Source organism: Mycolicibacterium stellerae, from assembly GCF_003719305.1.
Classification (GTDB): Bacteria; Actinomycetota; Actinomycetes; order Mycobacteriales; family Mycobacteriaceae; genus Mycobacterium; species Mycobacterium stellerae.
In genome coordinates, this window is sequence record NZ_RARC01000032.1 from 18,145 (window position 1) to 40,441 (window position 22,297).

Below are 22,297 nucleotides of genomic sequence, written 5' to 3' on the forward strand. Positions count from 1 at the left end.
AGTGAACAAGCGGTTTCTGTAGCGAGGCTTAAGACCGGGTGGGAATTGACTTCCCGCACGCCCGTCGCGTTCGCAGCTTCACAGGCCGCCATCTCATACCCTGTGCGCATGACAGCCGTGGAGCCTCGCCGATGACGCGGTTCCTGGCGCGGCGCCTGGTCAACTACATCCTGCTGCTGATCCTGGCGTCGTTCCTGACGTTCGCTCTCACGTCGTTTTCGTTCAAACCACTCGACAGCCTCGAGTCACGGAATCCGCGCCCGCCGTCGGAGGTCATCGAGGCCAAGAGGGTCGAACTGAACCTGGACAAGCCGATTCCGATGCGTTACGCGCATTGGGCATCAGGTGCAGTGCGCGGCGACTTCGGCACGACGATCACCGGCCAACCGATCTCGGCGGAGCTCGGCCGCCGCGTCGGGGTCAGCCTGCGCCTCCTCGTGATCGGCGCGGTGCTCGGCACGGTGATCGGTGTGGTCGTCGGGGCATGGGGGGCGATCCGGCAGTACCACCTCAGTGACCGCGTCATCACGGTTGCGTCGCTGTTGTTATTGAGCACACCGGTTTTCGTCATCGCGAGCCTGCTGACACTTGGCGCTAACGGGGTCAATTCAATTCTCGGCGTGCAGCTCTTCGAATACATCGGCGAGACGTCGCCGGATGCGGTCGGCGGCGCGTGGAACCAATTCATCGACCGGATGCAGCATCTGGTTCTGCCGACGTTCACGCTCGCACTGATGGGAATCGCCGGCTACAGCCGCTATCAGCGCAACGCGATGCTCGATGTGCTGGGTCAGGATTTCATCCGCACCGCACGCGCCAAAGGCCTGACCCGACGGCAGGCCCTGTTGAAACACGGGCTGCGCACCGCATTGATCCCGATGGCGACGCTCTTCGCCTACGGCATAAGCGGTTTGGTGACCGGAGCGGTGTTCACCGAGAAGATCTTCGGCTGGCACGGCATGGGAGAGTGGGTGGTACAGGGCATCGCCACCCAGGACACCAACATCATCGCCGCCGTGACGGTGTTCACCGGCGCCGCTGTCCTACTCGCCGGGCTGTTGTCCGACGTGATCTACGCGGCGCTCGACCCAAGGGTGCGTGTTTCATGACCGAGCCTGTCACCACCGACACCGCGACGACAGCCAAGTCGGGTTTGGACGCACACGAGTTCGCGTCGCGGCGCACCCTGGTATGGCGCAGGTTCCTACGCAACAAACCGGCCGTCATCTCGCTGGCGCTGCTCGTGTTGTTCCTCGCCGGCTGTTACGCGCTTCCGCCCCTGCTGCCGTACAGCTACACCGATTTGGACTACTACGCGCTGCAACAGCCACCCAGCGTCGACCACTGGTTCGGCACCAATGCGCTCGGCCAGGATCTGCTGGCGCTGACACTTCGAGGGATGCAGAAGTCGATGCTGATCGGCGTGTGCGTGGCGCTGATCGCAACGGTGCTTGCCGCGACGGTCGGTGCGATCGCCGGGTATTTCGGCGGCTGGCGCGACCGCCGCCTGATGTGGCTGGTCGACCTGTTGTTGGTGGTGCCGAGCTTCATCGTGATCGCGATTGTCACGCCGCGACTGGGCTCGTCAGAACGCGTCTTCTGGCTGATCCTGTTGTTCTCGGCATTCGGCTGGATGATCAGCTCGCGAATCGTCCGGGGCATGACGATGAGCCTTCGGGAACGCGAGTTCGTGGTGGCGGCCCGGTACATGGGTGTGCCGAGCTGGCGAATCATCGTTCGGCACATCCTGCCGAACGTCGCATCGCTGCTCATCATCGACACCACCCTGAATGTCGGCACCGCAATCATCGGTGAGACCGGTTTGAGCTTCCTGGGTTTCGGCATCCAACCACCCGATGTCTCACTGGGCACGCTGATCGCCGACGGAACCAATTCGGCCACAACGTTTCCCTGGGTATTTCTCTTTCCTGCGGGCGTCCTGGTGCTGATCGTCCTGTGTACCAACCTCATTGGAGACGGGATTCGGGATGCGCTCGATCCGAGCGCACGGCCGCTGCGAAGGAAGCGCAAGTGAGTCTCCTCGACGTGGTCGACCTTTCGGTCACCTTTCCCACCGAAGCCGAGCGGGTCGAGGCTGTTCGCGGTCTCGACTACCACGTAGATGCGGGCGAGGTCGTCGCTCTGGTCGGTGAGTCGGGCGCTGGCAAGTCGGCAGGCGCGATGGCCGTCGTCGGCCTGCTGCCCGAGTATGCCGAAGTGACCGGATCGGTGCGGCTGCACGGCGACGAGTTGCTCGGGCTGTCCGACCAGCGGATGTCGCGGGTCAGGGGCAAGGCCATCGGGACGGTGTTCCAGGACCCGATGTCTGCGCTGACACCCGTCTACACGGTGGGCGACCAGATCGCCGAGGCCATCGAGGTGCACAACGTGAACACCACCCGCAGGGCGGCGCGCGCCAGGGCGATCGAACTGCTGGACCTCGTCGGCATCGGCCAGCCGGAACAGCGCGCGCGGTCGTTTCCGCACGAACTGTCCGGCGGCGAGCGCCAGCGTGTAGTCATCGCCATCGCCATCGCCAACGACCCCGACCTACTGATCTGCGACGAGCCCACCACCGCACTGGACGTCACCGTGCAGGCGCAGATCCTCGACGTGTTGAAGACCGCACGTGACGTCACCGGCGCCGGCGTGCTGATCATCACCCACGACCTCGGGGTGGTCGCCGAGTTCGCCGACCGCGCCATCGTGATGTACGCCGGTCGCGCCGTGGAGGTCGCCTCGGTCGGAGCGCTCTACCGCGACCGCCGGATGCCCTACACCGCAGGACTTCTCGGGTCGGTACCCCGGCTCGACGCTGCCCAGGGGGCACGGCTGGTACCCATTCCCGGTGCACCACCGTCGCTGGCCGCGTTGCCGCCCGGCTGCCCGTTCGCACCGCGCTGCCCGCTGGCGATCGACGACTGTCGCACCGCCGAACCCGAATTGATCACGGTCGGCGCCTTTCACACCGCGGCATGTATCAGGACCGAACAGGTCACCGGCCGCAGCGCAGCCGAGATCTACGGCGTCTCCACCGCGCCGATCACCGCCGACCAACAGCACGTCGACGCCCCCGTGGTATTGCGCGTCGAAAACCTCGCCAAGACATACAAACTGACAAAAGGTGTGGTGCTTCGCCGAACCGTCGGCGAGGTGCGCGCGGTCGACGGGGTGAGCTTCGAGCTTCAGCAGGGACGCACGCTGGGCATCGTCGGCGAGTCGGGATCGGGAAAATCGACAACGCTGCACCAGATCCTGGACCTCACCGCGCCGCAGTCGGGTTCCATCGAAGTGCTCGGTGCCGACGTGGCGACGCTCACCACCAAGGCCCGCCGGGCTCTGCGCGGCGATTTGCAGGTGGTGTTCCAGGATCCTGTCGCGTCACTGGACCCACGGCTGCCGGTATCCGAAGTACTCGCAGAACCGTTGGCCGCCAACGGCTTCGACAAAAAGCGGATCGACGACCGCGTCTCGGAGGTATTGGAGATCGTGGGGATGCGACAGGCCGACGCCAACCGGTATCCGGCCGAGTTCTCCGGCGGCCAGAAGCAGCGCATCGGCATCGCCCGCGCATTGGCGCTGCAGCCCAAGATCCTGGCACTCGACGAACCGGTATCGGCGCTGGACGTGTCGATCCAGGCAGGCATCATCAACCTGCTTCTCGACCTGCAGGACCGGTTCGGGCTTGCCTACCTGTTCGTCTCCCACGACCTGTCCGTCGTCAAGCACCTCGCCCACCGGGTAGCGGTGATGTTCAAGGGCAGAATCGTCGAGCAGGGCGACGGTGAGCAGGTATTCACCAACCCGCGCGATGATTACACCCGCAAGTTGCTGGCTGCAGTGCCTCAACCAGAGCCGGACCGCGGCTAGAGTCGGTCTCCATGAGTCCTGAACTTGCGCGAGCAGACGCAAAAGTCCCCTCCGCACGGCGTGTCGGGGGACTTTTGCGTCTGCTCGCCGTGGGACTGGTGGCGGCGCTCACCGTTGCCGGCTGCTCGGGCGCCGACAAGGAAGCACCGCCCGCGGGGGGTAACGCCGAGGTCGGCAAGACCAACGACATCAACCCGCAAGATCCCGCCACGCTTCGGCAGGGCGGCAATCTGCGCTTGGCGCTGACAGAGTATCCGTCGAATTTCAACACGCTCAACGTCGACGGGCCGCAGGCCGATGCCGCGGCGATGCTGAGGGCGACCATGCCGCGCGCATTCCGTGTCGCGCCTGACGGGACCACGACGGTCAACAACGACTTCTTCACCAATGTCGAGCTGACCAGCGAGAGCCCCCAGGTGGTCACCTACACCATCAATCCCAAGGCGGTGTGGAGCGACGGGACGCCGATCACGTGGGAGGACATCGCGTCGCAGATCAGCGCAACCAGCGGCAAGAACAAGGACTTCCGCTTTTCCACTCCCAACGGCGCCGACCGTGTCGAGAAGGTCACCCGGGGCGTCGACGACCGTCAGGCCGTCATCACCTTCGCCAAGCCCTTCTCCGACTGGCGGGGCATGTTCGCGGGGAACACGACGCTGTTGCCGAAAAGCATGACCGCGACCGCCGAGGTGTTCAACAAGGGACAACTCGATCGTCCCGGGCCCTCCGCAGGCCCGTTCATCGTCACAGACTTGGACCGCACGGCACAGCGAATCACGTTGAAGCGCAACCCGAAATGGTGGGGCGCGCCACCCTTGCTGGACAGCATCACCTATCTGGTGCTCGACGACGCCGCCCGCCTGCCTGCTCTACAGAACAACACGATCGACGCCACCGGATTGGTCTCGCTTCCCGAGTTGACCACCGCGCGGAACACCCCTGGCATCTCCATCCGGCGCGCACCCAGCCCTAGCTGGTACCACTTCACGTTCAACGGGGCGCCAGGATCGATACTCGCGGACAAGGCACTGCGGCTGGCGATCGCCAAGGGCATCGACCGGCAGGCGATCGCCAACGTCAGCCAACGCGGCCTCGTCGACAAGCCGGTACCGCTGAACAACCACATTTACGTCGCCGGCCAGGAGGGCTATCAGGACAACAGTGCCGCAGTGGCATTCGATCCCGAGAAGGCGAAAGAGGAACTCGATGCGCTCGGCTGGCGCCTCAACGGCCAGTTTCGCGAGAAGGACGGCAAGCCGTTGGTGATTCGCGACGTGCTCTACGACGCCGTCACGACACGACAGGTTGCCCAGATCGCGCAGAACAGCCTGGCGCAGATCGGTGTGAAGCTGGAGCTTGACGCCAAGGGCGGCGGTGGTTTCTTCACCAACTACATCATTCCGGGTGACTTCGACATCGCACAGTTCAGCTGGGTGGGTGACGCGTTCTCACTGTGCTGCCTCAACCAGATCTATACGACGAACGCGGAGAGCAACTTCGGCAAGATCAGCAGCCCGGAGATCGACGCCAAGGCGGAACAGACCTTCGACGAACTCGATCCCGCGAAGGCACGCGAGCTGGCCAATGAATTCGACAAGCTCGTCTTCGACATCGGCTTCAGCCTGCCGCTGTTCCAGTCGGCGGGCAACGTCGCGGTGCGAAGCAACTTGGCGAACTACGGTCCGGCGGGCATCGGCGACATCGATGTCACCAAGATCGGCTTCATGAAGTAACCGACCGCGCCCTAAGTGCCTACGAGTCCTGGTCGCGGACTCGTTGTACCCACGGATCGGCCAGCATCGCGGTGACGACATCGACGATCTCGGCGTCCGGGCCGAGGTTACGACCTGCCAACTGCCGAATGACCTTCTCGACGCGCTCCAACAAGGCGCGGAACGCCTCTTCGGCGACCTCCGCATACACCGCGGCCGCACTGCGCGGTGGCGGATTGAAACCGCTTGTGGCGCTTTGCGATTGGTTCGATAGGTACATCGCGTGGTCGCGCACCGCCGACACCAGGGTCTGGATCAGACCCATGTCGATCGGCAATTCAGGGCCGCGGCCACTGACCATCTCGACTTCCAGTACGTAATCGATCTGGTGCAGCGCGTTGAGCGCGCTCTCGATATGCCCCGTCTCCGAGCGGAACTCAATCGGAGGTACCGGAATCGACAACGGCTGTAAGGCCATGCTGCGCGCGACTTGGGCCTGTGCGTCCTGGATGGCATCTCCTGCAGCGGAATAGGCTCGGGCCACCTCGGCGTCTGCAGCCTCCCGCACAGCCGCCGCCTCACCGGCAGCCCAACCTCGCGATGCGGCGATCTCGGCGTCGGCATCGGCGCGCACCTTGGCCATCTCGGCGCGGAGCTGCTGCGCCGCCTGCTCGGCGGCCTCGCTTGCGGCGACCCGCTCAGCCGTCCGCTGTTGGGCTCTCTTCTCTGCTGCGGCCGCCCGCTCGCGCGCCGCCGCGACCACGGCTTCGGCATCGGCGCGAACCTGTTCGAACTCCGCCCGCAATTGCTGCACCGCCTGCTCGGAAGCTTCGCTGGCAGCCGTGCGCTCGGTAGCCCGTTGCTGGGCGCGTGCCTCAGCTCCGGTCGCCCGCTCGCGCGCCGTCGCGATCTCGGCGTCGGCGTCGGCGCGCAGCTGATCAAGCTCTGCGCGCAACCGCTGCACCGCTTGCTCGTGCGCCTCGGTTGCGGCGGCACGCTCAGCCGTTCGTTCAAGGTCGCGTTCGGTCACCTGCTGCTGCGCAGCGCGGGCCGCAGCGCGTGCCTCATCGGCGATGCGTGCCGACTCATCGGCTTCAACTCGAGCCGCCGCCGCCAACGCCTCGGCATCCAGTTTGGCCTGGTATGCCTCGCGTGCACGACCTTCGGCCATCCGCCGCTGGTGATCGGCCTCGACGAGCTGCATGAGCGGCGAAAGCCGTTGTCTGGCCTTTGCATTCCGTCCACGACGCTCGAGGAGCTGACGCTCTGTCATCGCCGCGACCGCGACCAGTTCTGGCGGTGGCGTCTTTCCGCGTTGTTTGGCGGCCGCCACCGCCTCCACCGCGGCGCGACGGGTCAGCGCCGCCCATTCGTCAACGCTGAGATCCTCGATATGCTGCAATGTCGTCGTCATCGTTGGCGACGCCGCCCGTCCGCTGTCAGCTCGGCCGTCGGCTGCGGCCTTTCGTCTGTTGCCTGCTGCTTGACAGGCTTGCCGTCAGGCGCTTTAGCCGGCTTCTCCGTCGAGGTCACCTGCGGCGCAGGGGTTCTTCCACCAGGCGCAGGCGGCGCAGGGGCTTTTCCGCTGGGCGGCGCAGGCGGCGCGACTGCGGCGAGTTCGGCCAGTGGGCCGCCCTGCTGCGCCAGCACCAGAGCGAATTGGTTCAGGTGAACCGTCACAGCGTCGGCGAGTGTTTCATCTCCGAGTCGCTCGGCGTCACGAAGCAATCCGCGCAGGGTTGTCATGGCGAGTTCCGGGCCGAGGCCAAGGGTAGCGCCCTCGCTGGCTGCCGGCTCGACGCCTGCGGTTTTCACCAGCCACTTGAGCGTCTCCCAGCACTGCTGGGTCGCGGCGGCATGCTGCTCGGCGTCGCGCGCCTCTTGATGATGGCGCTCACGCTGCTCGAGCTCATCTTTGAGCCTCTTGCCTGCACGTCGGGCCGCGTAGAGCACGGCGCACAGAACGATTAGCGCCGCGACTACCGCTGCCGCACCCGCGAAACCTGGCGAAACGACGAACTCGCGCAGCGGCACAGGAGACTCCATTGCCTGCGGAATGTTGGTCATTCGAATCATTCTCCCTGTAGCCGAAGTGCGAATCCAGCGGGCCCGCTGATGGGCTTCATGAAGTAACCCGCTGCACCACACGCGGAATCGCGGTGGGCAGCGCGGATTCGACGATGGCGGCGACTCCCAGCGCCCCGACCAACAGCCGGATTCCCAGGCTGGCAGGCACGGCGTCCAACCCCTTCGCACGCGCGGGCAGGCCGCCGATGTCGCCGTGGTACAGCGCTTCGACGATATCGAGCGCGGCGTGCTCGCGCACATCGATCGCGCTGTGGCCCGCCGTCGCAAGCTCGACGAGAACCGATTGCGGAATCAGCGACACGATCTCTTCGGCGACAGCTCTGGGTGTGATCAGATCGCGGCCACCCGAGATGACGACCGTCGGCCAACTGAACTTCGGCATCTCGGCGACCAGATCGTAGGGCTCGGCTTCGAATTCCAAAGGTTGCTCGGCCATTTCACGGAATGCGGCCGCGGGGTCAAGCGGTTTGCCGTCGGGTACCGCGCCGTAGTTCAGTTCCAGAAAGCCGATCCGGCCGACCAGGTCGGGCTCGTGGCGATACGGCGCTTTTCGCTCGAGCAGAAACCGCGACGCCTGGTCCAACACCGTCCACAGCCCCCGTCGGCCCTGCAGTAGTAGATCCAGCTGCCGGGTCAGCACCGCAGGTCCGGCGAAACCGTAAACCGCCGCGGTGAGCTGTCCCGCCGCGGGCGTCAGCACGCCGTCGTGCACGAGTTTGCGCACCTTTGGCGCCAGTTCGGCGGCTTCGGGGTCATCCCCGTCCCACAACACCCGGCGGGTTTCATCGCGCACGGCGTCGATGTCGTTGGCCGACAACAGCGGTGAGTCCAGCACCATCGCATGCACCCGATCCGGGTGTCGCACACCAATTCCCGCCGCAAGATAAGTGCCGTACGACGTCCCGTAGATCACCGCCTTGACGACCTGCGCGTCGTCGAGGACCGCGGCGATGTCGTTCACGGCCTGCTCGATGGTGAGGGCCGCGGGCGGTAGATCGGTGCCGCGATCGTCGTGCCGGGACATCCCGACACCCCGGTGGTCGATCATGATCACGTCGAGACCCCTGGCCGCCGCATGCCTGCGCAGCCCGCGATACAACGCGACCGACGCCGCACCGGGTCCGCCGGGGATGATGACCAGCGGGTTCGGCGACTTCCTGCCGGTACGGACGTAGAAAAGATCGAACTCGTCGTGGCCGTCCGGCGTGACCGGCCGCCGCACCGGACGCACGCCCGGCATCGCGGCCAGCTTGTCGTGCGCACGGCGACGCTTGGCGTTCATGGTCATCGCCCACCATTCTGCTCCCGGCAGTAATAGAGTCGCGGCACAGGTCGACGACGGGGACGCGGTGAACTTGGAACAGTTCTTCGAACGGGCGACGCAGGCGTTCGAGGTGCTTGGCGTTTCGTCGATGGTGTTGGGCACCGGTTACGCCATCGGTCTGGCCCTCGTGACGTGGAAACGAATCGGCGGGGAGCGGGCTTTCAAGACGCTGCGCAACTCGATCGGCGGCGCGATACTTCTCGGCCTCGAACTGCTCGTCGCCGCCGACATCGTCAAGACAGTCACGTCGAAACCGTCGCTGACCGACGCCGCCATCCTCGGAGTGATCGTCCTCATCCGCACGGTGCTCAGCTTCACGATCGAGGTCGAGATCGACGGTGTCGCGCCGTGGCGAAAGGCACTGACGACGGGCCCCGAAGTGCTGGCCAGGACCACCCGCGCCGCGCGATCTGCGCCAGACCCGCAACCTAACCTCGGCGAATGAAGTCGGAGGCCCTCTCTCCGATCAGCACGCTGGGGGCGTGGGTATGTCCGCGGACGATCGCGGGCATCACCGATGCGTCGGCCACCCGCAGACCGTCGACGCCGCGTACCCGCAGCTGCGGGTCCACCACACTCGCGTCGTCGCCGCCCATCCGACAGGTGCCGACGGGGTGGTAGAGCGTCTGCGAACACTCGTTGATCGCCGTTTCGAAGGTCTCGTCGTTCAGGCTCGTCGCGCCGACGGGGCGGGCGATCTTGCCGATCACGCCGCCCAGCGCTGGTGAACGGGCAATCCTGGCGCTGATTTGAAGTCCCGACATCAATGCGGCCCGATCCTCGCCTGCGTCGTCGCTGAGGTACTGCGGATCGATGATCGGTTTGTCCAGCGGGTCAGCCGATCTCAGCGTGATGCTGCCGCGGCTGCGCGGCTTCACCAGTATCGGCCCCATCACCACGGCATGCCGGTCGTACGGATCGCCGATGCCCTCGTCGAAGAACGGCGCAGGCGCAAAGATCAGCTCGAGATCCGGCACGTCGAGTTCCGGTCGGCTGCGTAGGAAACCGTAGCCCTCACCGACATTCGAGGTAAGCATCCCTCGCCTGCGAATCAGGTAGTTGAGTAGCTCCACGGGCTTCTCGGCGCCGGTCAAGGTGTCGTCGGGAACGTCGAAGCCCATCGGCACCGCGAGGTGATCCATCAGGTTGCGGCCCACCTCGGGCACGTCGGCCACCACGCCGATACCGTGCGTGCCGAGCTGCTCGCGATCACCGATACCGGACAGCATGAGCAGCTGCGGACTGTTCACCGCGCCCCCGGCCAGAACTACTTCGCGGCGGGCCCGCACGACGCGACGCTGGCCGAGCTGGCTGAATTCGACGCCCACCGCGCGCCGTCCGTCGAAAAGCACACGGGTAGCGGTGGCGGACGTCTGCAGGGTCAGGTTCGGCCTGCGCAGGGCCGGCTTGAGATACGCGTCGGCCGTGCTCCACCGCGCACCCCTCCGTTGGGTGACGAGCGCCTCGCAGAAACCCTCCGGCGCATCGCAATTGGGGCTTTCTACGTCGTACCCGCATTCCCGCACGGCGGTCAACCACGCCGCGGTCGAACTGCGCGGGCTGCGCTGCGGCGAGATGACGAGCGGGCCGGCCTCGATCTTCGCGAAATACTTCGACACATGGGCGAAGTCCCACTCCTCACCGGCGAGGGCACCCCATTCGTCGTAGTCGGCGGCGAAGCCGCGGACCCACATCATCGCGTTCATCGATGATGAGCCGCCGAGCATTTTGCCACGGGGCCAATAGATCTCGCGGCCGTCGAGCTGCTTCTGCGGCTCAGTCGAGTAGTTCCAGTCGACCTCGCTGCGGAACAGCTTCGCGAACGCGGCGGGGATGTGGATGAACTTGTTCTTGTCCCTGGTGCCTGCCTCCAGCACCACCACCGAGGTGGCCGGATCGGCGCTGAGTCGATTGGCCAGCACGGACCCGGCTGAGCCTGTTCCCACGACGATGTAGTCGGCTTCCACCCGGCGGAGTCTAGAAGGTGCCGCAGTCCTACGCGGACAGTTCGATGTGATGCGCGGCGCCCACGCTCTGATACCGCTGCGGGCTGCAGGTCAAGACGATGACCTGGCCGTCGCCGCCGACCGCATCGAACACCGCGCCCATCTTGATCAGCCGCTCGGGGTCGGTGAAGCCCAACGCATCGTCGATGACGACGGGGACGCTGTCCTCCTTGGCGACAAGCGCGGCCCCGGCCAGCCTGGCCACGATGCCCAGCTGCTCCTTCGCGCCGCCGGACAACGACTCGTATGGCACGGTGCGACCGGACAGCGTGCGGCTGCAGATGCGCAGCTGGCTGTCGATCTCCACCTCGAAGGTGTCACCGAAGACGATGCGTCCCAGCCGCTCCACCTGGTTGCGGAACGGGTCGACGTAGCGCAGCCGGGTCGCGTCACGGTGTCGGACCATCACCGAGCGCAGCAGCTGCGCGGCCCGCGCCCGCCTGTGCACCCGCAGATACTCGGCTTCGGCATGCTCGCGTTCGGTCTCGGCCGCGTCGAGCTGGCACTTGCGGCCCTCGGTCCCGTACACCTTCAGCTGCGCAGTGACCATGCGCAGGGCGTCGGCGACCTCGTCATAGCGGTCGCCGAGTGCCTCGACACGTCCGAGCGCCTCATCGAGGGCGGCGGCGACGGTATCGGGTGCGCAACGGGCGAGCTCGCCACCCAGGTCTGCGACGAGCCCCGTGGCGCGGCGCGCCTTCTCCATATCGGTCTCGGCTTTGACGAGGAGTTCGTCGTCGGTCGCGGTGGCCCGCTGCTGCGCCAGGCGGTCCCGTCCGACGGTCAGCTCGGCGTAGCACGCGGTGCACTTCTCGCGGGCAACGCTTGCCTGGGTCGCCCTCTCCCCCAATCGCTTTGCCGCAGCCTCGGCGACCTTACGGTGCATTTCGCAATCGGCGATGGCCTTCTGCTGTGCGGCGTTGGCCTCGTTGAGTTCGGCACGGGCACTTGCCGAATCACCTTGGCCAGTCGTATCGCCCATGTCTGAGGTTGCGGCGGCCTGCAGCTCGGACAATCGCGCGCGGAGCGCGTTGACATCGTCGTCACCGACGAGGCCGTGCGCTGTCGCCGTCCACCTGTCGCGGATCCCGGCCAGTTCCCGTCGCCGCTGATCGACAACACGCGCCCCCACCACGTCGTCGACCTTGGCGGCCGCCAACGCCTCCGTCAGAACCTGTTGGGCGGCATCGAGTTTGGCTTGAGTATCGGAAGCTGGCGCACCGGGCACCACCCGTGCGGTGAGCACACCCGGTACTTCGATATCGGTCGTCGTCGTGGCGTTCGCCGACCAGGTGCCGCCTGCACCAAGCGCGACGGCTTCACCGCCGACCCGCAGCTCGATGTTCGCGACCGCGACGACCTCGAGGTGGGCCGACGCCAACTCGGCCTGCGCGGCGGCGCGCTCCACCGCGGCGGCGGCCGTCTCGATGTCCCGCATCAGAGCGTCGGTGAGCGCTATCGACGCCAGTTCACGCTCGGCACGCTCGACCTCGCGGCGTGCCGCGTCGATCTTCGTCAGCCGGCTCGAGAGCCGGTTGGCCTCGTCGCGGTCGGACAGCTGCTCGACGTCGCGGCGGGCGGCAGCCACGCGCGCTTGAGCCGCCTGCAGGGCAGCGCGCGCCTCCTCGGCGGCGGCCTCAGCGGCTTCCTGGACCTCCCGCGCGGTGAGCTCGTCGTCATGCGCTTGCGCGGCAGCGCTTTCCAGCTCGGCGACCGCCGCCGTGCGCTCCCCCACGTCGGCCTGCAGCCTCCGCCGCTCGGTCAGCGCCGAAACGGACGCGCCGAGCGTGGCATCTGCCGCCGCGGCGACCACCTCGGCCTGCTTGAGCTGCTGGGACAGCACGGAGACCTCTTCGGCCGCGGTTCGGGCGGTGGTCAGTCGCTTGACCGCCTCGGCGCGCTCGGCCGCGAGCCGCTCGCTTTCGGCGGTGAGGGTGGCGTGCGACCGGACCGCGTCATCGACCTCGGCGACCGCGGCCGCGCACCGGGCCACCTCATCGTCGGCGTCCCGCATGCGTTTGGTCGCTGTGGCCCACTCGCCGGTTGGGCGTCCGGTGGGGGTGAAGTAGCGAAGGTACTCGGCGTCGATCCGGTCGATCAGCAGCGGCTCGGCACCAGACATCTGGACCGCCTCACCGGCGGCGACGTCGAGCGCCCGGGACAGCGCATCGCATCCCGACAGGTCCACCGGTGAAGTCGACGTCGACTGAAGCACGCGCTGCGCCCGCCACAGTGCCACGTCGACGGTTTCGTCGAGGATCGCCCGCACCCGGTCATGGGCCTCGTCTCCGGTGAGCTGTTCGCGACGAGGCGCCAGCACGGTGAGCGTGGTCTCCGCGCGCTTGTGGAACCGCTTGCGGTAGACGAAACGGTAAGGGCCCGTGCTGATCTCGGCAATGATTTCGGCGCCCACGTCGGCGTGAGTCGGCTTGACCTGTTTGACTTCCTTCTTCGTGGACCGGTCCTTGGCCTCCAACAACAGGTCAAGCGCCTCGATCATCGAGGACTTACCGATCTCGTTGGCTCCGCAGACCACCACCACACCGTGGTCGGGGAAAACGAGCTCGCGGTGGGTGATGCCGCGGTAATTCGTCAGCACGAGCCTGTGCAACCTCATGCCTCGGCTCCTGTTCGCTCCGGTCCTCGCTTCGATGCGATCCTCACTCGCACTCCCCTTCGGGCCTCATGCGATACCCCTGTCCACCAGACGCAGCAGCAGCGACAGCGCCGCACGTGCGTCGTCGGCGTCCTCGCCGTCGGAGCGCGCGGCGGCCACCAGTTCGTCGACCGCGGCGGCGGCGAAACCGCCGATTCCGAGGTCGTCGAACTCGCCGTCGGCCGGGATCACCGCGATTTCGGACTGACGCTCCCACAGGCGCAGCGCCGCGAACAGCCGTGCGTACTTGTCCAGGCAGGCATCAAGGGCGGCCTTGTCGGTCACCGTCAACGATCCGGTGAGCGCAAGCCGAACAACCGTGCGCTCCTTGTCGGACATCAGGTCGAGGTTGATGTCGAGGTCGGCGATGTCGCGGCTGCTGTCCACCGCATGGTGCAGGGTCAAGAACCTCCACCGGCCAACGCTGCGCGGCTCGACGGTCGCCGGCCGGCTCTGGTCGGCCTCGTCGATGTCGACCACCAACACATGTCCGGGGTCGGGTTCGATGTCATCGTAGTTGGTGACCTCGGGTGATCCGGAATACCAGATCCGGCCCGTCGCGCCGACCTGCATGCGAGAGTGCTTGTCGCCCAACGCCACATAGTGCACCGCGCCGCGGGCGATCGCTTCTTCCACAGTCGCGAGCTGGATCAGGGACGGCCGGTCCTTGTCGGGAACGAAGATGTCGACGGCGCCGTGTCCGACGACGACGCGGGTGGTCCCGTCGGCCGGTAGACCGTCGATCACTTCGGCGACCAGGTCGGTGGTGGGTGCTTTCGACGTCCACGGTGCGGCCACGATCTCCAGACCTTGGCGCACCTGGTGCACCCCCGGCCTGTCGAGAACCGTGACGTTGTCCGGGCATTCGGCGGTGAACAGCGCGCTGGTGTACACCGATGACGCGTCGAGCGGATCGTGGTTGCCGGGCAGCAGGTAGACCGGGACCCCGATGCCGCGCATCGCCTCCAGCGACTGACTGACGACCCGCGGAGTCAGCTGGTTGTGCTCGAACACGTCGCCCGCCACCACGACGAACTCGGCGCCACATTCTTGTGCCACCGTCCGCAGCCCCGCCACCACTTCGCGGCGGGCGGCCGAATACCGAGGCTGCGCCTCGCCGTTGAGGAAGTACCGGGTCATCCCGAGCTGCCAGTCGGCGGTGTGCACGAATCGCATCTCTGCCCTCCTTCCCTGCCGCGTCTTTGCTAGGTGTGGCGAGTGTAGGTCCGGTCGCCGACAAGACGGTGGACGTGCGTCGGCATGCCATACGGTGAAGTGGTGACCGACCGCTATCGCACACTGATGTTGCTTCGGCATGCGAAGTCGGACTATCCAGCCGGAGTGGCCGACCACCAGCGTCCGCTGGCCGCGCGGGGAGAACGGGAGGCGCGACTGGCGGGAGACTGGTTGCGCGCACACACCCCCGCCGTCGACGCGGTGCTGTGCTCGACGGCGACCCGCACCCGCCAGACATTTGCGCGGACCCGAATCGAGGCGCCGGTGACTTATGTCGACCGGCTGTACGACGCGACGCCCGGCGCGGTGATCCGGGAGATCAACGGAGTCGACCCCGAGGTGGAGACCCTGTTGGTGATCGGCCACGAACCGGCGATGTCATCGGTGGCGCTCGGCCTGGCGACTCCCGACGGCAGCAACAAAACTGCGGCCGAACACATCTCGACGAAGTTTCCGACCTCGGCGATCGCAGTGCTGCGTACCGCGGAGCCATGGGAGCAGCTGACGCTCAGCAGCGCCGCGCTGGTCACGTTCCACGTGCCCCGCTGATTCACACCGCGAGCGCACACCCTTGTACGGATTTCGGGGCATTCTGCGTACAGGATTGCGCGCTCGTGGTGCTAGGAGCTGGTGGCCAGCGTCAGCTCCATCAGCTTGAGCGCCATCCCGCACGCGTCGATGCCCGGCTGCTGCGGGTTGACCCACCAACCCACCACGCCGCCAGCGTCGCTGGCGACACCGCACGCACCGTTGGGGTCGTTGGGATGCATGACGATCGAGGGAACGCCCGCGATCGCGCGGCTCTCGACCTTGTACTCGAGCTGGTCGGCGGTCTTGCGCTCGTTGTCGAGGCTGCCCTGCTCGAACCAGAAGCGGGTGATGTCGATCAGACCGGCCGGATTGGCGGCCTGCCAGCGGCACACCGCGCCGACGAACGTGCTCTGGATGTCCAGCGGATCCGCCCCTACCGTCTTGGCCAGGATGTCCTCGGTGAGGACCTCGCACTCCTTGAGCAGGTTCGGATATTCCTTCGCCGAATCGTCGTTGCGGGGCACATCGCCCGCGCCTGCCTTGGCGGCCGTGCCCTCGACCGTGCGCGAGCAACCGAGAAGCATCGTCAGCACGGCGAGCACGGCGACCAGTCCCGCGCCGACACGGCGAACCCGGCCGATCATTTCGCGTTCACAATCGACTGACGGGTCAACTCCTTGGCCACCTCACATGAATCCGGGAAGGGCTTCTCGGAGAAGCTGATCGACCACTCGATGAAGTCGTCGTCGTACTGGATCCCGATCTCACACAGGTTGGCGCCCAGCGTCGGGTCCTCGCCGACCGCGATGAAGCCGTCGTGTCCCTCGATGTTGATGTCCTCGACGCTGTTGCGCGACAGCTCCTCGGTCTTGCGCTCACGCCCGATCGGGCTACCGCGGTACCAGGTGAACGAGAAATGCGGGCCGAGGATGCCGCCGCCGGCCAGCCACTGGCAGCCGACCGAGTTCTTGGCTGTATTGACCAGTCCCGTCACCCTCGTCTGCTCGGCCATCGTCTGGTCGCTGATGCCGCCGCACTGAGGAAAGAACGGTCCGTGGGTAATGCCCTGCGCCGGCGACGGCCCCTGCGGCCCTTCGGGTGACGCCGAATCCGAGCCGGAAGAGCATGCAGCCAACACCGGAATCATGACGGCCGCCGCAGCGACCACCCGCTTCACGTTGCTGGGGATCACAGCGCACACTGTAGCGGCCGCCACCCAAGGTGAACCTGAGAGACACGCTGACCTGCTATTTCGATACCGAAAACGGGCATCGGGCCGCGCGAGGACGGACAGGTCGGTATGCGAAAGTAGCGAGATGCTCCTGGCACTGCTGCGGCAGTACGTGCGGCCGTATCGCTGGCCGCTCGCTGCCGTGGCGGTGTTCCAGATCATCAGCACGCTCGCCTCGCTGTACCTGCCGACGGTCAACGCGGCGATCATCGATGACGGCGTGGCCAAGGGCGACACCGGCACCATTGTCGAACTGGGCGGCGTGATGCTCGCAGTCACCGGGTTGCAGGTGGTCTGCGCCGTCGGGGCGGTGTACTTCGGTTCGCGCGCCGCCATGGGCTTCGGCCGTGACCTGCGATCGGCCATTTTCCACCACGTGACGGGATTCTCCACGGCCGAGACGGCACGGTTCGGGGCGCCGTCCCTGCTGACGCGCACCACCAACGACGTCCAGCAAGTCCAACTGCTGGTCCAGCTGACCTGCACCATGCTGATCACCGCGCCGATCATGTCGATCGGCGGCATCTTCATGGCGGTACATCAGGACGCCGGGCTGTCGTGGCTGTTGCTGGTCAGCGTTCCCGTTCTGGCGCTGGCCAACTACTGGGTGGTGTCGCACCTGCTGCCGATTTTCCGCGGGATGCAGCGGCTCATCGACGGGATCAACCGGGTCATGCGCGAGCAGCTGTCGGGTATCCGGGTGATCCGCGCCTTCGCCCGAGAGCCCTTCGAACGCAAGCGATTCGCCGAGGCGAACCAGGCGTTGTCGGACACCGCGCTGACCGCCGGTCGTTGGCAGGCGTTGATGTTGCCCATCACCACACTGGTGATCAACGTCTCCAGCGTCGCGCTGATCTGGTTCGGCGGCATGCGGATCGACGCCGGTCAAATGCAGGTGGGCTCGCTGATCGCGTTCCTGTCCTACTTCATGCAGATCCTGATGGCGGTGCTGCTCGCGACGTTCATCCTTGTCCTCCTGCCACGGGCGGCCGCGTGTGCGGAACGGATCACCGAGGTGCTGTCGACCGAGCCGGTGATCACCAGCCCCGCCGAACCCGTCCGACCGGAAACCGTCGACGGCGCGATCAGCCTGACCAACGCCACGTTCTGTTACCCGGGTGCCGATAAGCCTGTCCTGCAAGATGTTTCGTTGACCGCACGGCCCGGTACCACGACCGCGATCGTCGGGTCGACGGGATCGGGAAAGTCGACGCTTGTATCGCTGATCTGCCGGCTGTACGACGTGACTTCCGGGGTCGTGCGCGTCGACGACATCGACGTGCGCGACTACGACACCGAGCAGCTGTGGACATCGATCGGACTGGTCCCGCAACGCGGTTACCTGTTCTCCGGAACCGTCGCCGAGAACCTGCGCTTCGGCAAGTCCGACGCGACCGACGACGAGATGTGGGAAGCGTTGCGGGTGGCGGCGGCGGACGGATTCGTGCGCGCCAACGCCGACGGCCTCGAAATGCCCGTCGCCCAGGGCGGAATCAACTTCTCCGGCGGCCAGCGGCAGCGGCTGGCCATCGCCCGCGCCGTCATCCGCAGGCCTGCGATCTATCTGTTCGACGACGCGTTCTCCGCGCTCGACGTTCACACCGATGCCCGGGTCAGGGCCGCGCTGAGCGAGGTCTCCGCAGACGCCACGGTCGTCATCGTGGCGCAACGGATTTCGACAGTGGCCACGGCCGATCAGATCGTCGTCATCGACGACGGCAAGGTGGTGGGCATCGGAACGCATGAGTCGCTGCTGGCCGACTGTCCCACGTATGCCGAGTTCGCGGACTCCCAGGCGGTCGGCGCAGGCATCGGTGGCAGTCCGTGACCCCGCCCCTTGGACGCCCGATCCGCGGCATGGTGCAGGCGCCGACGGAACGCTCCCGCGACTTCAAGGGCTCAGCGATCCGGCTGGTGAAGCGCTTGACCCCGCAGCGCGGCCCGACCGCGGCGGTGATCATGCTCGGTGTCGGCGGCATCGCGATCGGTGTCGTCGGTCCGCGCATCCTCGGGCATGCCACCGACCTGTTGTTCAACGGTGTGATCGGCCGCCAACTGCCCGCGGGCATCACCAAGGAACAGGCCGTCGCGGCTGCCCGGGCTCGCGGCGACAACACGTTCGCCGACCTCTTGTCGGGGATGAACGTGGTGCCGGGTGATGGCGTCGATTTCGCGGCCATCGGCCGAACGCTGATGCTGGCCCTCGCGTTGTATCTGGTTGCCGCGCTGCTGCTCTGGATTCAGGCCCGACTTCTCAACGTCGTGGTGCAGCGGACCATGGTCGCGTTGAGGTCGGATGTCGAAGACAAACTGCATCGACTACCGCTTTCGTATTTCGACACCCGGCAGCGAGGCGAGGTGTTGAGCCGCGTCACCAACGACGTCGACAACATCTCGACGTCGCTGTCGATGACCATCAGCCAACTGCTCACGTCGCTGCTCACCGTCCTCGCCGTCCTGGTGATGATGTTGACGATCTCGCCGCTGCTGACGCTGCTCACGGTCGTCACCGTGCCGTTGTCGTTGTTCGTCACCCGCGAGATCGCGCGCCGGTCGCAGCGGTTGTTCGTCGCGCAGTGGGCCAACACCGGGCGGCTCAACGCCCACATCGAGGAGACCTACAGCGGCTTCAACCTGGTCAAGACATTCGGCCACCGGGCGCTGGCGGAGGAGCAGTTCCGCGAGCGCAACGCCGATGTCTACCACTCCAGCCGCGGCGCGCAGTTTTTCTCCGGGCTGGTCGGGCCCGCCACCACCTTCGTCGGCAACCTGAGCTATGTCGCGGTCGCGGTGGTCGGCGGTATCCAGGTCGCCACCGGCCAGATCACCCTTGGCAGCATCCAGGCCTTCATCCAGTACGTGCGGCAGTTCAACCAGCCGCTGACCCAGGTCGCGGGCATGTACAACACGCTGCAGTCCGGCATCGCCAGCGCCGAGCGGGTGTTCGATCTACTCGACGCCGACGAGGAGCCCCCGGATGAGCCTGCGCCGCTGCCGTCGCCCGACGGACAACGCGGCCGCGTGCAGTTCGAGCACGTCAACTTCGCCTACCGGCAGGGCACGCCGGTCATAGAGGACCTGTCGCTGGTCGCCGAGCCCGGCAGCACCGTCGCGATCGTCGGCCCGACCGGGGCGGGCAAGACGACGTTGGTGAACCTGCTGATGCGGTTCTACGACGTCGACTCGGGTCGGATCCTGGTCGACGGCGTCGACATCTCGACAGTCAGCCGGGAATCGCTGCGGTCGCGGATCGGGATGGTGCTGCAGGACACTTGGCTGTTCGGCGGCACGATCTTCGAGAACATCGCCTACGGCAGGCCAGAAGCCGATGAGGACGAAGTCGTCGAGGCGGCAAGGGCCGCCTACGTGGACCGGTTCGTGCACACACTGCCCGACGGCTACGACACCAGGGTGAGCGACGACGGCGGCAACATCAGCGCAGGCGAGAAGCAGCTGGTCACCATCGCCCGCGCGTTCCTGGCCCGCCCGCAGCTTCTGATCCTCGACGAAGCGACCAGCTCGGTCGACACCAGGACCGAGCTGCTGATCCAGCACGCGATGGTCGAGCTTCGCCGAGACCGGACCAGCTTCATCATCGCCCACCGGCTGTCGACGATCCGCGACGCCGACCAGATCCTGGTGATGGAGGAAGGCCGGATCGTCGAACGCGGCAGCCACGCCGAGCTGCTGGCGCGCAGGGGCGAATACTGGGCGATGGCGCAGGCTTAGCGGGCGTGACTACTCGCGGGGCGACCCTACGCAAAGACTGGCGGGCGGCGATCGCCGAGGCCGCCTTTGCGTTCGAGCAATGCGCCGAGCCGCAGAATGGTCGACTCGTCAAACCACTTCGAGACGAGTTGAATTCCTATCGGCAGGTTCTCGGAACTGAAGCCGTATGGCACTGAAATTGCAGGCAGCCCAGTCAGGTTGAAGGGTGACGTGGCATCCATTATGTGCGTCCATGGCACGGAGACCCCGTTGACGACGAGTTCGAGCGCCCCGTGCGGCGTGGCGGTCATGGGATTCACCGGGCAGAGCAGGACGTCGAAGTCGCGGAAGTAACCGGCGAACGCGGACCTCAAGGTCTCCGATGTCGCCCTGGCGGCGTGGAGTTGGGTGAATGTGGGGTCCTCCATAGCGACAATGCCGGAACCGGTCGCGAACAGTTCGCGTTCACGCCCAGCCGCCAATGTCTTGACGTACGGCACCAGCTGTCCGTAGAAGAACGTCATCACCGCGGTCAGTGCGTCGGTCTGCTCGAGGAATGGCGCGCCAATCTGCTCGACTCGGCAGCCCAGGTCGGCGAGTCGCGATGCCGCGTCGGCGACAGCGGTGGTGATCTCAGGATCCACCGGCCCGAAAGCATCGTCGGATACCCAGCCGACCCGGATGGTCTGACCGGCGATCCGTGTGCTGGCCGAGTCGATGTCCTTGGCGTGCACAGCATATCCGTCGATACCATCAGGGCCGCTGAGCACGGAGTATCCAAGCGCTATGTCGCGCACCGTGCGGGCCATCGGGCCGACATGAAACCAGGCCGACGTCATCGGTGCGAAGTGGCCGGTGAAGGGGATGCGACCGTGGGTGGCCTTGAGGGCGGCTATCCCGGTGAACGCGGCGGGGCCTCGCAGGGAGATCGCGACGTCGCTGCCGATGCCGATCGGCGACATGCCTGCCGCGATCGCGGCGGACTCTCCGCCTGAGGAGCCACCGGGGGTGCGGTCGAGGTTCCACGGGTTGTTGGTGCGGCCGGTCACCAGGTTGTCGGTTTCAGTCCATGCCGAGAATTCGGGGAGGTTGGTCTTCGCGAGGAGGATTCCGCCTGCGGCTTTGAACCGCGCCGCCGCAGTGCTGTCGGCCTCGGGGACGAAGCCGGCGAACAACTTGGTGCCGTGTTGGGTGGGAACGCCTGCGGTGTCGAGAGAGTCCTTCACGGTCACCGGAACACCGTGCAGCGGGCCCAATTCGGCACCATTGGCGACTGCGGCGTCGGCGGCATCGGCGGCGCGCAGGGCGTCGTCGGCCAGCAGGGTGACGACGGCGTTGATCTTCGGATTGACGTCGGCGATGCGATCCAGATGCGCCTGTACAACCTCGCGGGATGACGCACGCTTGGCGGCGATCAGTGCCGCAAGGGCGGTCGCGTCCTGATAATGCAGAGGTTCTGAAGTCCGGCTGGTGACGGGGTCGGGCAATGTGGTGGTCATGACTTCGTCCTCGCCAAGGTCGCCTCATCCTCGGGCATATAGCTGAAGTACTCAGGGCCCAGCCATTCCTTCACGGATGGGTACATCGCCGTTCGGAACAATTCCACGGCAGGCAGCGGTCGGTAGGCAGCGACCCTCTTCCGGATCAGCCCTCGGTCGTCATCCTCGATGAGTTCCAGGATCTCGAGATCGCGGCCGTCGATCTGCCCCTGCCACTGCAGGAATGTGGTGCGCTCGTCGAGCTTGTCCTCCCGCACGTAGCGGCCGGAACGCAGGTTTGACGAGAGTGCCCAGATGCGGCCGATCAGTTCGCGGCCGGTGACGACCTTGGTCAGGATCGGGGTGTGGAATTCGATGTCGTCGGACAGAAGTGCAGAAACCTCGTGGGGGGTGTTGTTTCCCCGCTCTCTGAGTGCGCGCAATGGATGCATGACAG

At 66.3% G+C, this 22,297-nt stretch carries 18 protein-coding genes; 8 read left to right on the forward strand and 10 right to left on the reverse strand.

Features of this window, described 5'->3' with window-relative positions:
* The first annotated feature begins 131 nt into the window (after positions 1 to 131).
* Genes D6M19_RS27715 through D6M19_RS27730 form a run of 4 tightly spaced genes read left to right on the forward strand, consistent with a single transcriptional unit; the run spans position 132 to position 5,603 of the window.
* Entirely contained in the window at positions 132 to 1,109 is a 978-nt protein-coding gene (locus D6M19_RS27715) for an oligopeptide ABC transporter permease OppB (RefSeq protein WP_123028491.1), read from the forward strand.
* Positions 1,106 to 2,035, forward strand: coding sequence for an oligopeptide ABC transporter permease OppC (locus D6M19_RS27720; protein WP_123028492.1), 930 nt, complete (start codon positions 1,106 to 1,108; stop codon positions 2,033 to 2,035). Before D6M19_RS27715 ends, D6M19_RS27720 begins: the two co-directional genes overlap by 4 nt.
* Positions 2,032 to 3,870: an oligopeptide ABC transporter ATP-binding protein OppD gene (locus D6M19_RS27725; protein WP_123028493.1), complete on the forward strand. Its 1,839-nt coding sequence runs from the start codon at positions 2,032 to 2,034 to the stop codon at positions 3,868 to 3,870. The genes D6M19_RS27720 and D6M19_RS27725 overlap by 4 nt, the downstream gene beginning before the upstream one ends.
* Before the next feature lie 11 nt (positions 3,871 to 3,881).
* On the forward strand, positions 3,882 to 5,603 hold the full coding sequence (locus D6M19_RS27730; protein ID WP_123028494.1) for an oligopeptide ABC transporter substrate-binding protein OppA: 1,722 nt from the start codon (positions 3,882 to 3,884) through the stop codon (positions 5,601 to 5,603).
* 19 nt (positions 5,604 to 5,622) lie between these two features.
* Here the strand turns inward: D6M19_RS27730 and D6M19_RS27735 are convergent, their stop codons facing one another.
* The 3 genes from D6M19_RS27735 to D6M19_RS27745 are packed head-to-tail and all read right to left on the reverse strand — an operon-like array spanning position 5,623 to position 8,958.
* Positions 5,623 to 6,996, reverse strand: a complete 1,374-nt coding sequence (locus D6M19_RS27735) for a coiled-coil domain-containing protein (protein ID WP_123028495.1) — start codon at positions 6,994 to 6,996, stop codon at positions 5,623 to 5,625.
* Complete coding sequence (locus tag D6M19_RS27740) at positions 6,993 to 7,649, reverse strand: hypothetical protein (protein WP_123028496.1); 657 nt, start codon at positions 7,647 to 7,649, stop codon at positions 6,993 to 6,995. The genes D6M19_RS27735 and D6M19_RS27740 overlap by 4 nt, the downstream gene beginning before the upstream one ends.
* Positions 7,650 to 7,704: 55 nt before the next feature.
* Positions 7,705 to 8,958 (reverse strand): alpha/beta fold hydrolase, encoded by a 1,254-nt coding sequence (locus D6M19_RS27745; RefSeq protein WP_123028497.1) that lies wholly within the window; start codon positions 8,956 to 8,958, stop codon positions 7,705 to 7,707.
* A gap of 61 nt (positions 8,959 to 9,019) precedes the next feature.
* Between D6M19_RS27745 and D6M19_RS27750 the strand changes: the two genes are divergently transcribed.
* Positions 9,020 to 9,439, forward strand: coding sequence for a DUF1622 domain-containing protein (locus D6M19_RS27750; protein ID WP_123028498.1), 420 nt, complete (start codon positions 9,020 to 9,022; stop codon positions 9,437 to 9,439).
* On the opposite strand, the gene D6M19_RS27755 is transcribed toward D6M19_RS27750, so the two are convergent.
* The 3 genes from D6M19_RS27755 to D6M19_RS27765 form a co-directional block, all read right to left on the reverse strand.
* On the reverse strand, positions 9,423 to 10,961 hold the full coding sequence (locus D6M19_RS27755) for a GMC family oxidoreductase (protein ID WP_123028499.1): 1,539 nt from the start codon (positions 10,959 to 10,961) through the stop codon (positions 9,423 to 9,425). The genes D6M19_RS27750 and D6M19_RS27755 overlap by 17 nt on opposite strands.
* A gap of 28 nt (positions 10,962 to 10,989) precedes the next feature.
* Positions 10,990 to 13,617, reverse strand: coding sequence for an AAA family ATPase (locus D6M19_RS27760; protein ID WP_123028500.1), 2,628 nt, complete (start codon positions 13,615 to 13,617; stop codon positions 10,990 to 10,992).
* Positions 13,618 to 13,683: 66 nt separating this feature from the next.
* Positions 13,684 to 14,832 (reverse strand): metallophosphoesterase family protein, encoded by a 1,149-nt coding sequence (locus D6M19_RS27765; RefSeq protein WP_123028501.1) that lies wholly within the window; start codon positions 14,830 to 14,832, stop codon positions 13,684 to 13,686.
* A 102-nt stretch (positions 14,833 to 14,934) separates the two neighbouring features.
* On the opposite strand from D6M19_RS27765, the gene D6M19_RS27770 reads away from it, so the two are divergent.
* Positions 14,935 to 15,441 (forward strand): SixA phosphatase family protein, encoded by a 507-nt coding sequence (locus tag D6M19_RS27770; RefSeq protein ID WP_206428657.1) that lies wholly within the window; start codon positions 14,935 to 14,937, stop codon positions 15,439 to 15,441.
* Between the two features lie 71 nt (positions 15,442 to 15,512).
* Here D6M19_RS27770 and D6M19_RS27775 read toward each other — a convergent pair whose 3' ends face one another.
* Both D6M19_RS27775 and D6M19_RS27780 read right to left on the reverse strand, forming a co-directional pair.
* Positions 15,513 to 16,067, reverse strand: a complete 555-nt coding sequence (locus D6M19_RS27775) for a DUF3558 domain-containing protein (RefSeq protein ID WP_123028503.1) — start codon at positions 16,065 to 16,067, stop codon at positions 15,513 to 15,515.
* Positions 16,064 to 16,612 carry a DUF3558 domain-containing protein gene (locus D6M19_RS27780; RefSeq protein ID WP_234835084.1) on the reverse strand — a complete coding sequence of 183 codons (549 nt, stop codon included), beginning with the start codon at positions 16,610 to 16,612 and terminating at the stop codon, positions 16,064 to 16,066. Before D6M19_RS27780 ends, D6M19_RS27775 begins: the two co-directional genes overlap by 4 nt.
* A gap of 127 nt (positions 16,613 to 16,739) precedes the next feature.
* Between D6M19_RS27780 and D6M19_RS27785 the strand changes: the two genes are divergently transcribed.
* Both D6M19_RS27785 and D6M19_RS27790 read left to right on the forward strand, forming a co-directional pair.
* Positions 16,740 to 18,482, forward strand: a complete 1,743-nt coding sequence (locus D6M19_RS27785) for an ABC transporter ATP-binding protein (RefSeq protein WP_123028504.1) — start codon at positions 16,740 to 16,742, stop codon at positions 18,480 to 18,482.
* Between the two features lie 29 nt (positions 18,483 to 18,511).
* Entirely contained in the window at positions 18,512 to 20,383 is a 1,872-nt protein-coding gene (locus D6M19_RS27790; RefSeq protein WP_206428659.1) for an ABC transporter ATP-binding protein, read from the forward strand.
* A 26-nt stretch (positions 20,384 to 20,409) separates the two neighbouring features.
* On the opposite strand, the gene D6M19_RS27795 is transcribed toward D6M19_RS27790, so the two are convergent.
* Positions 20,410 to 21,861 (reverse strand): amidase, encoded by a 1,452-nt coding sequence (locus tag D6M19_RS27795; RefSeq protein ID WP_123028506.1) that lies wholly within the window; start codon positions 21,859 to 21,861, stop codon positions 20,410 to 20,412.
* Entirely contained in the window at positions 21,858 to 22,292 is a 435-nt protein-coding gene (locus D6M19_RS27800) for a hypothetical protein (RefSeq protein ID WP_123028507.1), read from the reverse strand. Before D6M19_RS27800 ends, D6M19_RS27795 begins: the two co-directional genes overlap by 4 nt.
* Positions 22,293 to 22,297 lie beyond the last annotated feature (5 nt).

Coding starts and splice junctions, on each gene's coding strand:
- D6M19_RS27715 (WP_123028491.1), top strand. CDS start 132: ATGACGCGGTTCCTGGCGCGGCGCCTGGTCAACTACATCCTGCTGCTG.
- D6M19_RS27720 (WP_123028492.1), top strand. CDS start 1,106: ATGACCGAGCCTGTCACCACCGACACCGCGACGACAGCCAAGTCGGGT.
- D6M19_RS27730 (WP_123028494.1), top strand. CDS start 3,882: ATGAGTCCTGAACTTGCGCGAGCAGACGCAAAAGTCCCCTCCGCACGG.
- D6M19_RS27735 (WP_123028495.1), bottom strand. CDS start 6,996: ATGACGACGACATTGCAGCATATCGAGGATCTCAGCGTTGACGAATGG.
- D6M19_RS27740 (WP_123028496.1), bottom strand. CDS start 7,649: ATGACCAACATTCCGCAGGCAATGGAGTCTCCTGTGCCGCTGCGCGAG.
- D6M19_RS27745 (WP_123028497.1), bottom strand. CDS start 8,958: ATGACCATGAACGCCAAGCGTCGCCGTGCGCACGACAAGCTGGCCGCG.
- D6M19_RS27760 (WP_123028500.1), bottom strand. CDS start 13,617: ATGAGGTTGCACAGGCTCGTGCTGACGAATTACCGCGGCATCACCCAC.
- D6M19_RS27765 (WP_123028501.1), bottom strand. CDS start 14,832: ATGCGATTCGTGCACACCGCCGACTGGCAGCTCGGGATGACCCGGTAC.
- D6M19_RS27775 (WP_123028503.1), bottom strand. CDS start 16,067: ATGATCGGCCGGGTTCGCCGTGTCGGCGCGGGACTGGTCGCCGTGCTC.
- D6M19_RS27785 (WP_123028504.1), top strand. CDS start 16,740: ATGCTCCTGGCACTGCTGCGGCAGTACGTGCGGCCGTATCGCTGGCCG.
- D6M19_RS27790 (WP_206428659.1), top strand. CDS start 18,512: ATGGTGCAGGCGCCGACGGAACGCTCCCGCGACTTCAAGGGCTCAGCG.
- D6M19_RS27795 (WP_123028506.1), bottom strand. CDS start 21,861: ATGACCACCACATTGCCCGACCCCGTCACCAGCCGGACTTCAGAACCT.
- D6M19_RS27800 (WP_123028507.1), bottom strand. CDS start 22,292: ATGCATCCATTGCGCGCACTCAGAGAGCGGGGAAACAACACCCCCCAC.